The organism is Mojavia sp. (assembly GCF_059505145.1).
This window is the reverse complement of sequence record NZ_JCACKA010000101.1, coordinates 23010-37996: the sequence shown is the minus strand read 5'-3', so window position 1 is coordinate 37996 and position 14987 is coordinate 23010. Positions and strand designations below refer to the sequence as shown.

13 protein-coding genes are annotated in these 14987 nt (G+C 42.0%); 9 read left to right on the top strand and 4 right to left on the bottom strand.

What is annotated here, in order from left to right; all coding sequences use genetic code 11:
• Positions 1–547: 547 nt before the first annotated feature.
• The gene (locus AC5JL8_RS28455) at positions 548–952 is read left to right on the top strand and encodes a hypothetical protein (RefSeq protein ID WP_495883036.1); all 405 of its coding nucleotides are present in this window, start codon (positions 548–550) and stop codon (positions 950–952) included.
• Between the two features lie 288 nt (positions 953–1240).
• Here the strand turns inward: AC5JL8_RS28455 and AC5JL8_RS28450 are convergent, their stop codons facing one another.
• The 4 genes from AC5JL8_RS28450 to AC5JL8_RS28435 all read right to left on the bottom strand — a co-directional run bounded on the left by AC5JL8_RS28450 (position 1241) and on the right by AC5JL8_RS28435 (position 9864).
• Positions 1241–3043 carry a diguanylate cyclase domain-containing protein gene (locus AC5JL8_RS28450; RefSeq protein ID WP_495883035.1) on the bottom strand — a complete coding sequence of 601 codons (1803 nt, stop codon included), beginning with the start codon at positions 3041–3043 and terminating at the stop codon, positions 1241–1243.
• Between the two features lie 717 nt (positions 3044–3760).
• Complete coding sequence (locus tag AC5JL8_RS28445) at positions 3761–7297, bottom strand: PriCT-2 domain-containing protein (protein WP_495883034.1); 3537 nt, start codon at positions 7295–7297, stop codon at positions 3761–3763.
• A gap of 478 nt (positions 7298–7775) precedes the next feature.
• Positions 7776–9461 (bottom strand): helix-turn-helix domain-containing protein, encoded by a 1686-nt coding sequence (locus AC5JL8_RS28440; RefSeq protein WP_495883033.1) that lies wholly within the window; start codon positions 9459–9461, stop codon positions 7776–7778.
• 205 nt (positions 9462–9666) lie between these two features.
• Complete coding sequence (locus AC5JL8_RS28435) at positions 9667–9864, bottom strand: hypothetical protein (protein WP_495883032.1); 198 nt, start codon at positions 9862–9864, stop codon at positions 9667–9669.
• A gap of 244 nt (positions 9865–10108) precedes the next feature.
• Here AC5JL8_RS28435 and AC5JL8_RS28430 point away from each other — a divergent pair, with 244 nt between their 5' ends.
• The 8 genes from AC5JL8_RS28430 to AC5JL8_RS28395 all read left to right on the top strand — a co-directional run bounded on the left by AC5JL8_RS28430 (position 10109) and on the right by AC5JL8_RS28395 (position 14978).
• Positions 10109–10360 (top strand): hypothetical protein, encoded by a 252-nt coding sequence (locus AC5JL8_RS28430; RefSeq protein WP_495883031.1) that lies wholly within the window; start codon positions 10109–10111, stop codon positions 10358–10360.
• A gap of 46 nt (positions 10361–10406) precedes the next feature.
• A complete protein-coding gene (locus AC5JL8_RS28425) occupies positions 10407–10631 on the top strand; it encodes a hypothetical protein (RefSeq protein ID WP_495883030.1) in 225 nt (74 codons plus the stop codon).
• A gap of 249 nt (positions 10632–10880) precedes the next feature.
• Positions 10881–11390, top strand: a complete 510-nt coding sequence (locus AC5JL8_RS28420; protein WP_495883029.1) for a hypothetical protein — start codon at positions 10881–10883, stop codon at positions 11388–11390.
• 12 nt (positions 11391–11402) lie between these two features.
• Positions 11403–12053 carry a hypothetical protein gene (locus AC5JL8_RS28415; protein WP_495883028.1) on the top strand — a complete coding sequence of 217 codons (651 nt, stop codon included), beginning with the start codon at positions 11403–11405 and terminating at the stop codon, positions 12051–12053.
• Entirely contained in the window at positions 12013–12219 is a 207-nt protein-coding gene (locus AC5JL8_RS28410) for a hypothetical protein (protein WP_495883027.1), read from the top strand. Before AC5JL8_RS28415 ends, AC5JL8_RS28410 begins: the two co-directional genes overlap by 41 nt.
• Positions 12182–12829, top strand: coding sequence for a hypothetical protein (locus tag AC5JL8_RS28405; protein WP_495883026.1), 648 nt, complete (start codon positions 12182–12184; stop codon positions 12827–12829). Before AC5JL8_RS28410 ends, AC5JL8_RS28405 begins: the two co-directional genes overlap by 38 nt.
• A 68-nt stretch (positions 12830–12897) precedes the next feature.
• On the top strand, positions 12898–13479 hold the full coding sequence (locus tag AC5JL8_RS28400) for a hypothetical protein (protein WP_495883025.1): 582 nt from the start codon (positions 12898–12900) through the stop codon (positions 13477–13479).
• The gene (locus tag AC5JL8_RS28395; RefSeq protein ID WP_495883024.1) at positions 13476–14978 is read left to right on the top strand and encodes a hypothetical protein; all 1503 of its coding nucleotides are present in this window, start codon (positions 13476–13478) and stop codon (positions 14976–14978) included. Before AC5JL8_RS28400 ends, AC5JL8_RS28395 begins: the two co-directional genes overlap by 4 nt.
• Positions 14979–14987: the final 9 nt, after the last annotated feature.

Sequence of the window (14987 nt, the reverse complement as noted above, 5' to 3'; positions counted from 1 at the left end):
CACTCGCTGACATTCCCGCATCCTGTGATTTCATCCGAATCATTTCCAGTTCGATATCACTCAACCTCACTGGAAAGATGTGTTTTCTGACGAGGGCTTTTGACTGCTTGCGATTTGCCATAACTTAGGGAGAATGAGGACATCACGCGAGGGGGGTTTTTAGGGGGGTGAAACCCCACTAAACCAGCTTTGCCGTCCGAGCGGAGCGAGGTAAAGCGTAAGCTTTTAGGCATGGCTGGCTTCTAGGCCATTTTCGGGGGAGGCGATAAGACGGGCGGCGGCAGGGAATGGCGTAGCCGTGCTGCTGTCAATCCTACTACGGAGAGAGGAATATAACAACGGCTAACGCCGGAATTTCAAAGAATCAAACACTGGGTAAATTCTAGATTAGGCTCCCGCCACAATAGTATAGATAAAGTCAGCAATAAATAAATGGTAAAAACGGCGTAGCCGTAATAGTCAAATTTTTGAGATTTTGAAAACAGACTGCGGAAATTTGTTTTAAATAGTCAATAATTAGTAGTTAATTACTATTCATGAGATAACAATGGCTGAACATCAGAATTCAGAAGTGATTACGAAGGAGAAGCTTGATAAAGCCATCAATCTTCTGAAATCACAAAAGCCAAAAGAACGAGAAGATGTATCAGACAGAGAAGCTGTTCGTCAGATGCGGAGATACATTGAGAAATTGACTTCTGATAAGTACGGCTACACTTACGATGAAGTAGCTCTAATGCTGAAAGGTTTGGGCATTAATTTGACAGGCAGTAGAATTAAATATTTATTGAGTGAGTTGAAGAAAAGCAGCCGTCGCCATCAAAAGACCTCTGAGGGCAATGGCAAGAATCAGTCATCAAATCTGATTACTGAAACTCAGCAAGCAGTTAAAGCCAGTAGTGAGGCTGAAAAATCACCTGTAAAGAGTACTCTGGGTAAGAGCAAAAATTAACTAAAAGCAGCACAAGAGCAAACGAATAAATCAGAGCCACAGAGCCTACCAAACAGGTCAGCTTTTGTACCCCAACTTTACAAGGACGAAGATTTATAGACTGGTTGAATTATGACAATAATGACCTTGCTGGTCTTGAGTTGGCACACAAAGTCATGTCTGTGTTGCCTAATTCGGTATGCAAAGTCCCTAATGCTAAAGACTGTAATGAGGAAAGAATTACCTGAATTGTGAACAACAGCAACAACCCAGAAAACAACAGCGCCGGGGTTTTAGCCTTTGATTAAGTCAGGCATCTGATTGAACTTGGAGTTTTGCAGCACAAACCCACCTATTGCGTCCTTGTTCTTTAGCTTTATACAAAGCTTTATCGGCTGCATCAATTAACTCTTGAGCGGAACTTTTAGCTGTTGGTATTTGAGTCGCCACACCTAAACTGACGGTCAAAAAATCTTGAAAGCTATTCTTTTTAGTGTGACAAATCTTTAATTCTTCAATAGATTTATGAATCAAGTTGGTTACTTTAATAGCACCTGATTCGTTCGTATTTGGCAAAAGGACAATAAATTCTTCACCACCATAACGAGCTAGCAGATCCGTAGGACGCTTTAATACAACTTTTGCTGCACGAGCAACTTGTATTAAGCATTTATCCCCTGCTAAGTGTCCATAATAATCGTTATAATCTTTGAAATAGTCAATATCAAATAAAACTAAAGATAAATAATTTCCAGTTCGTTTTAGTCGATTCCATTCCCGCTCTAAAAATTCATCAAAACAACGACGGTTAGCTATATTGGTTAGACCATCTAGCTTACTAAGTTTTTCTAATTGAGAATTTGCCAGTTCTAAAGCATGGTTCGCTTGAGCTAATTGATTAGCTTGAGAACGGAATTGAGTTAATAATTTTGAATGTTCTAAAGCTACATTAAACTGAGCCGCTAATTGTCGGATAAATTGAATTTCCGACGTTTTCCACTCGCGGGAACAACAGCACTGATGAACACATAGTAATCCCCATAAAGTTTTTCCTTTCATTAGAGGTACGACAATTTGCGCCTTGATTTGAAATTCCTCTAACACTACAAGGTGACAATCTCGTAGCCCAGCTTGATAAACATCTTTTAATACCTGTATACGCCCTTCGTGATAAGCAACTGCATATTTTTCACCAAAACAATGATCCTTCACTTTGATGGCAATTACCGAATCATAATCAGGTAATACATTCTCAGAGACAAATTCACCACAGGTATAGTTCGATTCCGGGTCAAATCGAAAGATCACAACGCGATCTGCACGCAGAGCTTTACGAACTTCTCGTACAGTTGTCTTAAACAAAGTGTCTAAATTAAGAGAGCCACGAATTTCCGCAACTAAATTAAACAGAATCTCCTGCTGCTGATTTGCTTTATGCAGTTCTGCTGCTTTTTGTTCTGCTTGAGCTAACAATTCTGCTTGTTTAACTGCAAACCCTAACTGCGTTGCAATCTGAGACAGAAACTGTATTTCTAATTTGTTCCATTCATGTGGCTGTGAGTGCTGATAAGCAGCAAGTACTCCCCACAGTTTTTTTCCCACAAAAATTGGTGCAGTTGCATATGCTCGAATATGAAACTGTTCTAAAATTTCTAAATGGCATTGAGACAAGCCTGCTGAGTAGACATCTGACACTACTAAAGTTTCATTATTACGATACCGTCCACCTTGATGTTCTTGTATATAAGTATCATTCCAAACTAAATTTTTTTCTAATGGCTCCACATCATCCCATCCAGGCTCTGCAAATTCAAAGTCGCTGACAAATTCTCCACCCCAGTTTTCATAGAAACGATAGACAGCAATTCGCTCGACGCGCAGTAACTTGCAACTTTCCTTAGTCGCTGTACGAAAAATTGTTTCTAGTTCTAGAGAAGCTCGGATTTTGCTAATAACTCGATAAAGCGTCCTTTCTTGCTCTTCTAGTTGCTGAATTTGAACGTTTTTCTCATGCAATTGAGTTTTTAAATTACTAACGCTAGGCTGTCCTAAAAGTTTACAGAATAAATCAGCAGATACTTGCGTGATGTTATGTAAAATTTTATTGAACATAAAAGGATAATTACCATCTATTACGTATAAATCAGGAGATTAAATCCTATAGACGAGTAAGAATTTTTACTACAATTTACTAATACCAAAGCTTTCTTTCAGTCTAAATTTGTTACAAATTATTTCGTGAAAAGATTCAATTAAAACTGGCAGCATAATACTTGCTGTTTATTAGAATTTTTAGCAAAAGATTGCTGAGATTTATGATTATTCTTGCACGTATTCAGATTTTTGAAATTAATATTTTAAGTGCAAAATATGAATAAATAAAACGATATCTGTGTTCTAACCATTAATGTTTTGAAACAAGGAGTTGAATATAAAAAGGCTGTTTTCATTGCTGTGCCAGCAAGCCGCCGCAACAATGTATATGAAATATTGGGGTTTCAGGCTTGATGGCTATTGGGGATAGTGTGACAAAGTAAGTGCATTCCCAAAATACTTTAGCTACTGAGTATGAGTATGATTACGTTTAGACCTTTGATTCTAAGTGCAAGTATTGGATTATTTGTAATGTGCTGACAAGGTGCTTTTACTGTAGAAAGCAGTAATCTTGATGCACTTATGCTGTACAAAGCTCTGGTGCGGCGTTCCAAGACATACTGAAGGGGACGCTCACTCACTGATTAAATACAAAATCAGAAAAATAAGTGTTTTATATTACTGATAGGCTCAGTAGAAACAAAAAACGATAAATTTTATAGCGTCACTGCCAAATTACAGTTCGTTTGCACTCCTTGCAACGGCACTCAGAATAGATTGGTCTGAGTAAATCTCAGTGGGTAAGCAACGCAAGATAATCATCAGCAAGTCAGCCCTAACAGCCGGGGTGCAGCTGTACAGAATCCGCTGCATCTCCGTATTAGTAACGCTTGTGGCAACTTCAGCTATATACTTCAGGGCATTATCGGGTGATGATTCCGATTCTGTAATCAGCGTGGGGAAGTATTCATGGGCGAACCACCTTTCCTCATCGCTGAGGTCTGTCAAATTTTTATTACTATCGCTATAAAGACTATCTAATAGCAGTAGTAATATTTTTTTGAATCTACGCCACCCTCCCCAACGCTGTGTAAATCGACTTACCCAAGCTTGGGAGATGTCTAAGATTTTGGCTATCGCCTGTTGGCCAATTTTTTGGTGCGACTGCCAAAGCTGGGTGAAAGTGTTAACTATGGCGTGTCCGGTCTGCTGGTCGCGGCTACCAGCTTCAATGCAGAATTCACAGGCATCAACAACTTCTAATTGCACCCCTGGCAGTTCCGCGAGGAGGAAACTGAGGTCATAATCAGCGCAGAAGTAGAATGTTAGCTTCTCTCCTGGGCGACGGTGGGCGCGTAGTCGGCCAATCTCTTGAATAATTTCAGCCCTCACCAACTGGATAAGATACTCTTGAAAAGTGCTGTTCTTATCTTCAAGGTTGACCTTAAAACCAGTCATCACCTGAAAATGTGCTGCCAACGTGCCGATATTTTGGTAGGGAATGCCAAAAGAAGCGATTGCGTCAGCGTCACTGAAGCGATTAACCCCACGACCATCGACAAAGTGGCCGTACTCAATCCGGTCAACGGCCTCTTGTGCCACTTGTTTCCACTCAATGATGCCCAAACGCTTGTGGAGTTTAAGCAAGGTTTCCTTGAGGGCGTTAACACGGGCAGTTAAGGAACGGGAGCGATTCTTGGAGAGTTTACCCAGCCCAGTGACGTTGACTACTGTTAAATTGCTGTAGTCAGGGCGTGACTGCTCGATTAGAAGCAGGGGTTCTTGGTAATTAAGCTTGACTTTCAACTGCTCAGGTGTGGTAGTAGCATCAAGGTAGATATTAAATTGGGCAGAATTAGCCAAATCTTGATACTTGGTATTAGGGCGGTAAATGCTCACCACACCCCATTTACAAGCCAAAAAACCTTCACCCTTCCAAGCTCCGAGGAAGTCAGGCAACCAGTACAAAGGCAACTCTAGAAAATCTCTACCCGCAAGTTTTGCGCTGTCCTTAACTAGCTTCTTGGCAGCAAAACGGGCGGCGGCACTTTTTTTAAGTTGTTGATCCGCTTGGATATCGAGAGAATCTAAATCAGCGAGAAAATCCAAATTAGGCTCTACTAGCTCCTGAATCCCTTCAACATCTAAATCTTGGGGGAATTCGGGTAAAAATGTCCTTAATGCCGCATCATCAAAGCCATAGCGAGAATCGGGCTGAATATCTTGGGTGAGCAATGAGCGCAAAGCTTGTAAAACTGGTTGAAGTTTTGACCATTGCTCAGGCGGTAAGCTTGTAGCCAGAAGACCTACGGTAGTATCAAAATCCTTCAACCTCAACTGGATTTCTCGCACAGGTTGAATGAGTGTACCTGCTTCTTCCCAAATGCGCCCCACTGTAAAAGGAATACCTGCCGCGTTAGTTAAAGTAACTGGTGTAGAGTCGGGATGCGCTCGGATAAGGGAGAAATTTTGAATTGCACTGCGTTTGAGATAGCGGAAGCCAAAACCATCACCATGAGCGAAACGGCACTGGTTTTGGAGGGGACAACCGTTACAGATAGGGCTAATAGAGCTTTCTTCAAAATCCAAACTGACAAAGTTTTTGTCACGGAACCCTTCAAATAAATAACTGCGGTGACAATTGCCAATAGTATCGGGAGTTTCGCCTGCTTTGGGACGCAGTAGAAAGTTTTCGCCCATTGGAGTAGTGCGGGTGGTGTCGATTTTTAAGCCATTGTGCCGCACAGGGAGGTCAACAAAGTTAGCCTCAATGGGCAGTGTTGAGGGGTTGCGGTGGTTGGCATCCTGGTAAATTAGTTTTTCAATGCCGAAAAGGGCGGCGGTAAGTTGACCAGCGTTGTGAGACTTACCCAAACCAGGATGAGAATTATCTAAAATTTGCGTCCACCCCTTAGAAATGGCTTCTACCCATGCCGCAATATGCTCCTCTTGCTTACAAGAAATAGAGATATCGCCTGTAAATTCGCTCCTATGTGGGATATTGCCACGTTTGTAGACAATTACCTGCCTTACAGGGGCGGTAATTTCGGGTTCTGGCTTTGGTTTTGGAGGTGTTAAAAATCCTTTGGCTGCTGAAACAAAGGGAGCAAAAGCCTGCTTCAATAAATTTTTGAAACTAGTCAAGTCTTCCCTAACTTGTCCCAGTTCCCACTGTTCGCGGCTAATTAGCCCTTTGTCACGTTGATATGGTTCGTACTGCCGTTGCGGAAAGCGGAAGCCGTACTGTTTGGCAATGTGAAACAGTGTTCCAATGCTGATCCCCCCACGTCGGAAACTGCGAATCTTAGCGCGAATGTTCCAAGTTGTACCCTTAATGCTGGGCGACCACTTCTCAGCAATGATTTCAGCATCCGTTGGCCCGTAGTGATTGACCAAAGCCATCAGCACGCTTCGGCATTCGTCATAGTTCCCACTGCCTATTGTGCGCGGTGGAATGAATGAGAGTGCGCTCTTGATCAGCTGCTCAGTGTCCCAACCTTCAACGTCAGAAATCTCCCGAAACTGTTGACGGCGTGACTCGATTTCAGTGATGCGTTGCTGGTATTCTTCCCTTTCCTGAAGCGCGATCGCAATTGCTTCACTTACCCATTCGGCAGGTAATGTTGCCTGGGGGTTGACTATGAGAAATTCGGCTAGAGTGTTGCCGTAGAATACACGAGAAGCATCCTTACACGCCGGGTCATGCGGTAGCTGCTGCATGAGAAAACGTGTACAAGCTTCTACCGTATCAGCACCCTCAACATATTGCGGCAGAGGGAAAATCAACCGGAATTTATGCCAGTCGGGTTTGTGACTAGCAGTGGTGTACATTAAAGCGCAATGCTTTTGAATGAAAGGATGGGCTAGGGCTTGTTCAATGGTTAATTGTGGAGTGTAAACCTTGATAGAATTGCCGTTCTCGTCCTTAATTGGCTTACCCTCTGCATCACGGACAACATCAGAATTATCGATGTCGAGTAGTAGCCAGTGGGAACCGATAACATTGGACTTACTGCGCCATTTTCCACCCAATAAGCCAGCACAGATAGCGTGACCTGCTTTAATATGTTGCTGGACATCTTCTAGAGTGCCTTCGGTATCTTGGAAGTTGGCGGACAGCTTTTTAAAATCCCAGTCTTTGTTAGAGCCTGTGGCGTTAAACGCAAACTTGATTTTACTATCAGGTTTGACTTGGGATGAAGACGCGTTATCGCAAATAAATTTTTTATCGGATAGCTCCGTTCTTCTGCTCTCAACTGCGGCGTTTGTCATTTATTGGTCACTCCTTTTAGGAAATCGCCGCTTATCAGCCATTACCCCCTCTATTGGTACAAGCCAGGGTGCTTATTGCGGGAGGTAAGGTTTGAGAGCAGCTTAAGGTTTTCGTTTTCAGTAGCCGAAAAGTTTTTGATATTTTTGGACACCAAGAAATAATGCCAGATTCGCCAAAACCACTAGGCAAAACTGATCTAATTAATCTAATTAATCAGGGCTGTTTTAAGAGGCTACAACCCTTATGCAGCAAGGCTTTTAAAAATGGATTGTCCGGGGATTCTAGAGTTTTCGTCCGGGGATTCTAGAGTTTTCGTCCGGGGATTCTAGAGCCTTTGTTTTAAGAGCCAAAGCCATACAGGGTAAAGCTTTAAAGCCAATTTTTTGAATTATTTTTTTTAAAACAAGACTGCAACAGAAAACCAGCCAATCACAGCAGATCGTCAACTTGTAGTTGGGAAATGTAGAGTAGTAATACTTAGTCTTGGATATCTAGAAGCGTTTGGATCTGGGCGGCAAGCTGTGGATTAAAGGTGCGCTCACCCCGTTCAATCAGGGAAATAAGGTTTTGAGATACGCCGAGAAAACCAGCCAGTTTCGCTTGAGACCAGCCTTTAGCAATACGTGCTTCTTTAACTTGACTGCTAGTCAAGCTGATGTGTTGTTCCTGTGAGGGCTGGGCTTTGGGCTGTAACTGTTCTACTTTGGGGTTTACTTTCGGCTGCAATCGTTCAACCGTGATTTTGGCCTTAGATGCTATAAGTTCCGGGATAGGGGTAGGGGGTTTGATGGTGAGTTTTGCATCCAACAGCTTATCAAGGTAGCCTTTAGGTTTCTTCTCCTTGGAGTCTGGTCTTAGCTGTTCGGGGTAAGTTTCGGGGTCAAATGCAATCTGCCAGCCCAGTTTTAGTAGTAGCTTTATGGCACTATCCCAGTGCTGTTTTAAGTCATAGGCTCGGCGGCGATCTAACCGAGCTTTATCTATAATCGGTTTGGCGAATGCAATTTCTAATAGCTCCTGTACTTTGTAATTTCCATCAAGGCGGATTCGACTATCTAATGTTAGATATATAGCCAGCCTTAGCGCGAGTTCATCATGGTAGGGATCAATTTTCAAAACTTGTTGGGCTAAGTAGCCAAACTGATATAAAGCGTCCCTTGATTTTGCTCCTGCTCTGTTCAAAAAATGTTTAGTCCAAGCACCTGGTTGAATAATTAGCTGAACTTCATCAGGTTCTTCTATTTTCCCCTGTAAATTTATTTGGCCATAAGGCACAACTGTAATGTTCCACATTCTGCCTATAGGGGTGCTGGCATTTATTTCACCTTTTTTGTTTCTACCTTCTATCCATACTGCTTTAACTAATAAACAATCTAATGCAAATGCTGTTTTAGCTATTTCTGAAAGCTTTTTATGTTTACGTAAATCAGTTCGTTGATCCCAACCCATATCTTTTATTAAGTTACTGGCATTGAGAACAAATAAGCTCTCCCACGGTCTTTCTTGTTTCATTGCATAGGCAGCAAAAATTAAATGTAATTTTGCACTGTTAAACCCAAACTTATCGATGATTTGTAATGCTTCATCCCAAGGAAGCATAGAAATATCACCGGGACTGGCAATATAATGCTCAATGAAGTTTTGGGAATCGCCCTTAGCTCTATGTTGTAAGTAGGCTATCCCATCTTCATTTTGCTTCCACAATTCTTTTTTGATTTGAGAGTCAATACTGGAAAACATAACTGCTGCTGTGGGAATAGCTTCAAAGTCTTGGGACTTAAATAATTTTGTCTGTCTAACTTTGATTGAAGTATTGGATGTGGAATTAGCTGTAGTTTCAAGATAAGTTTCATTTTCCTGAATACTATTTTTACTTTTCTTCGTTTTGGATTTGCTAGCCGGAGGATATAAATCATCCTCGACATTTTCAAAAAAATTATTTTCTGTGTTTAGGAGATTGGTCGAATTTCTTACAGGAATTTCTTTAAAAGACTGTAATAGATGAGTACGTAAAGCTTTTAGAAATTGTTCTTGGTTGGGAAATAAAGTTGAATCAATTTCTATGATTAATTTACTGAGGTCAATGTTTTCTTGACCTCCTTGATTAATCAAGTTGAGATTTACTATTAATGGAAGTTCCGAATTTAAATCATTTGCTGCCATAAGATAACTCTCATCGAAGGGAATTTATCTGCTAGGGCTGCATGGGCAACAGCAGGTGGATTTCATCGATTGGTGTATAAGTTAGTTGCCATCTAACGCCAGCAAGGAAAAGTTTTCTCTGCTAATTATATGTGTCAGCTATTTCAAGCTGATCGCTCGTTTAATGGCAGAGAAGGCAAATTTAACGGATTTATTTTAGCAAGATTCATTTATCCCCTTTGTCTTCACTTTGTGAGGAGTTTTGGCTTTGAGTTTCTTGGTTTATAGTCCATTCCTCAATTAGTTCCCTAGCTTTTTCACTCATGGCGACTTCACTTTTAGCGCAAGCGACTTTAAAGCGGGTTCTCATTTCCGAGCTTAAAAAAACTCGGATAAATACGTCATTAGCTTTATCAGTAGACATTTCAAATAAATAAACTTCTACTGATTGTGCCACCTAGACAACCAATACTTAAAGTTCCACTTGCACTACCTGTACCATGTGGTACTATAATAACAGACAAGACGCTTTAAGTCTGCAAATTTTTTAGAAAACCAAAAACAACCTAATTGCGTCGAATCTAGTTTTTTGGCATGGGCATCTGATTGCAACCATGCTCACAGTTATGTCTGCAAATGATTTCAGTCATTCTTAAGGACTTCAAAATATGGCTCAAGCGCGAGTTGTGATTAGGGGCGCGGCATTAGAAATGGGTGAACATCTTTTGAAAACTACCAAATTAGCAAGTTTGACAGAGCTAATTAACGTAATGTTTTCCAGGTACGGCAGGCATTTAGAAGCTACTTGGGAAGTTTTACCCGCTTTTGATGTTGATGAACGCGATTCTTTAGCAAAATCAGTACCCACAGTAGTTACAGAAATATCTGCACCAACAACAGATTTCACTTTTGGTAAATAATCCACCACTGATAAAAGCAATCAACGAACTACATCTTGAGAAAGTAATGCTTAATCAAAATCAATTACGAAGATTAGAAGCAAGTTCTCGCTGGCTCAGAGAAATCCAAGACTCAGCCCAATTTAAGCAACTGGAATACTACCCAGATGTAACGCTAGGTGATGCCATGCAAGCAGTGGGCGAACTACTACAGGAACACGATTACTGTAATGACAAACCCTTCCTGCGGAATGCTACGCGATCGCAAAAACTAAGCGATTCAGGGGTGTAACTGTGGGGGTAAGCGAGAAAGTGTTAGTAAGTCGCAAATCCTGAAAAGTATTGTTATCGCGTGGTTATAGCCGATGAAAAGCAAGTTCTGAGTCATTTGTCAGATTTCTTTTCCAAGGTTATTGATAGTCGTCAGCTAACTGGACATATCAAATACCCTGAATCAGCTAATAACTTATGTCAAAAACCTTGGATTCATTCGGAATGGCAGTTAATTTTATACACACTTAAATATTGATCAGGAGAAAATGTGGCGACTAAGGAATATGTAAGTAAGTATCGCCAGCTGAAGCTTCTTTACGAACGCGAGTTAAATAAACAGATTGCTGATATTACTTGGTATCGAGTGGTAGCAACTTTAAAACAGCACTTTAGTTTTGAAGTACAGGCGAAGGATGCTCAAAAGATAGTTTCAGCATTTGCGGGACTAAAACGACGCTACGGCAGTTTTACAGGTCGTGGTGAAGGGTTTAGCGAACGCTGGCAAGCATTTAGACATTTCTACGAGTTGGATACTTACTACGACAGCAGACAGTTTTTTAATATTCTTGCCGACTATCTAAAAATCAATCTTGAGGACGTACCACGCAGCACTCGTTACTACTGGTTTGAACGTGCGGGGCTTTCTTTGAGTGCCAAGGAGCAGTATCACAGCAAAGATTTAGCTCTTGTTGCGTTCGTCGCTGCGAAGTGGGCAATCAACCGACGAGCGCAGCCCATGAAATCTGCTTTCCCCCAAGTTTTAGCACTAGCCAAATAAGGAGTAATCATCATGTCTAACAAGTTCACTAACAATGTCCGTACTCGTTTATACAAGCAAGGTTATCAAGGATTTACCAAGGATGATTACACCCAAGCAGCCCTTGCTGTAGAGTGCGATGACCTTGATAATCCCACCAAGGAACAACTGAGCCAAGCTGTTGACTATCTCAGAGAGAAAGCAGCCAGCAGATTATCAGTAACGGATCAACCCGTTGATGAAGCACTTTTAGCAGAGGCAGAAGATGCACAGGTTGAGTCTGAATCCAGCCATTTGGAGATCGCAGAATCAGAGAATCAGATTGTGCTGAGTGAGCAACAAAAACAAGCACTGGTTACAGAAATTGCCGAGGGCGCGGGGATTGAGTTAAAAGCGGCGGACGTGAAACAGATAACCGTATCCATTGCTTCTACCTTTGCATCCAGAAAAGAATTAAACGAAGCGATTTTTAACGCACTCGTCCACTTTGCAAGGGAATTTAAGAATCAGGAAGTGGCTAAAATCCGGCGCAAAGCTGACGAAATTAGGCGAACGCTATCTGAGATGGACGATGCAGCAGGTAGTGAACTGACGCAGATTCGACAAGCGATGGAGGCCACAGCAGAGGATTACAAAAGCCAGTTTGCAGACCTCGCGTTATCTTTCGCCGGAATCATCGACTAAAGGAGCAGGCAAGCTCACTTACAGGCATTTGTTGATGGGGCTGGTGGGGATACCGTTGCTCATGGCGTTGGCGGCTCCCCTGGCTCAATGGTTCCTCAAGGAATGTTGCACATATAGGAGTTACAAACGTGAAGCATATCAAGAATATGGTCGGCAAGCACGGTAAAAAGCTCACGGCAAGGGCGCAAAAGCTAGGGATTGCTGATAGCTTAATCATGGGCTGCATCAATGGCGATGACGCAGCACTAACGAAAGTAGGGGAAATGGGCAACGAGGGCGAACGCATTTTAACCATCATGCCCTACATTACAGATAACCTCAGTGCGTTCATCAAGGGTACTGAGGAGTACAACAAAGGACTAGCTGAAATTTATAAACAAGCTGGTGCGTCTGGTATTGCCATTGATAAGGCCAGTGCAGATTTGACGCTCGCTAATTTAAAGTACGGTCACGAACGCTCAGAAATTGGATTGAAGCTGGCCGGAGATCGCACACTAGAAAATCAGCGTTACAGAGAAAGCATCGACTTAATTAAGCTCAAGGCTTACATCGACTATCACATGAGCCAAGTTGACCATCTAGCGGCTTCTAAATCGCAATATGCCCGACCCGTGAAGGCACAATTAGACGCTGATAGGGCTTATGAGATGGAAAAAGCCAAACACCTACTAACTTATGGCGAAAGCTCAGACCTTGACTTAGTGCCTCGTAAGTCATTCACGACTAATAAATTAGTCCAAGCCTTCCGCACTGCTGTTTCTACGATTTTCGAGTAGTGAAGATAGCTTGCATCCCCTACAGATTAACGCTCAGTAGGGGAAATCAATAATTAGTGATGAGAACAATGTTAGATTCACTTGACATCGAACTGCAAGACGGAGACACCGAACAATCACGCTTCTATCAAGACTTTCCTGATACTGCATTTACCCTGGATGAACTTGAAGCTATTAAAAGATTTAAAGCCAAAGAAGTTGAAAAGCTTAATCGTAGTCGTGCTGTTCTCAAAGGTATTGAATCTTGCGGCTGGGGTGTTACTTCCTATTGTTTGGCTAAGTATTTAGTCATAGCAACTGGGTCAGCCGGTCTACTGCCTGCGGTCGCTATTGTGTTGGGAATTAATCAAATAGTTAATCGTGATTTATTGGAGTTCACCGTCAATAAATCTCCTGAAGGCTGGACTTTTACGGACATGGACAAAGCTATAAAATTTCTATTTCAAACAATATTTGGATGCTTTATTCTCTGGACTGCTGTAGGCGATTTTTACAGCACGCTGCAAAGCTCACATCATACTTATGACAACATCAAAGCGACTGTAGAAGACTTTAACCGTCTGCAAGAATCTGACAAAACTCTTGTGTTTGTGGTGAGTGCATTAGTGGCAGGCGGTGTTGTTTACAGCATCCACAAATCCAAGTCATGAAGACTCAATCACTACTAAAAGTTGGTGCTGGCACAGCTTTACTTTTAGGGCTGGCGAGCGCTTATTACTACGGGCAGACACCCCGCCCTTATCAATTTACTGAAGTGCGGTTCTGTCCTGTAACAGCCAACAAACGCACAATTAAGTATTATGATAACCCGGAAGAATCGCAATCGGCACTTAATAACAAATACTGCCGTTTCAAGTACAGATTGCTCACAGAAGTATGGAAATCACGACAGTTTAATGATGTTGTGTCTCTGCCTGAAAGTGCTTTCATTACTAAAGAGTTGGCTCCATCCGATAATCCGAGTCTGTGGTTATTAGTCGCGCCTGCTCTAGCCTGGATGGGTTACTACTGCTGGGCTGCAAAAGATGAAATTGACAATGATGAAAGCTTTAAACGTTTGGAAGATTTTAAGACAACCATTAAGCGTCAAGGGTTAGTTACTCGGACTAAGCGCGATTTGCAGTCACATGAATCAGAGCGCATTAAGGACAAGCATAAAAAGGACATTGACCGACGTGCTGACAATCAATTAGTCGAATCCGGTTATATTTCACTTGATGAATTGCGGATACAGTACCAGCGACAAGCAGAGCTTGAAGATTTGCAATTTCATAACACTAAAAAACAGTTCGCGGTTGCTGACTCTGTAGCTGATAAAACCGTTGCTGAAAATTTCCGAGATAAAGCTAAAGCTGACCAGGAACGCAGCAAGATTGAGGGCAAAACTAAGGACGTTAGTGCAGACAGTAACAGCAATCAATCTGTTGACCAGCAACGAGCAACTGAACTCATACAAGCGCTCAAAGCTCATGAGGACGGCTGGTTGTGGAAGATTATCGACAACCTAACCCCACTGTGGTTAATCGGTCGCCAGGGGTCAGGTAAAACTTACACGAGCGCGGCTATAGCTATTGTGAGAAAACATTGTTTAGGAATTCCCATTTATTACTTAATTGACCGCCACGCGACTGGGGACAACTCTAAAGCATGGCGATATCTTGAGACTCAAAATATTGCCGAGTCCGAGTTAGAAATAGGTACTGCCCTTGATGGTCTGTGTGAGCATTGGCTATTAAGAATTAAAGGGAAGAATGACCATGAGCAATCTACGACTATAACGCCTGAACAAGTGCTTATTGATGAGTACACTAACTTAAAATCATTGATTGGTGAACCCGCCGAAAAGTTTTATAAACTGCATTTGACAGACACTAGAAAAGCAAAGGTTTATGTGACTGGTATTACTCACAATGACACGAATTCCAGCTATCCAGAAAAAACACAAGCAATGAGGGAGTCGGGTACAATCCTCATTCAAAAATTCTCAGCTAACGGTAAAACCCCACTACCCAGAGTCAAGATTGTTCGTGGCTTGCTTGATGATAATGGTGAGGAATTAAAGGATGCAGAGCGTACACTGCCAAGTTGGTTTAACCCAGAGGATATTTACAATCATTTCAAAGGTAAGCCGATTTCTTTTGATGCTTAATTACTGATT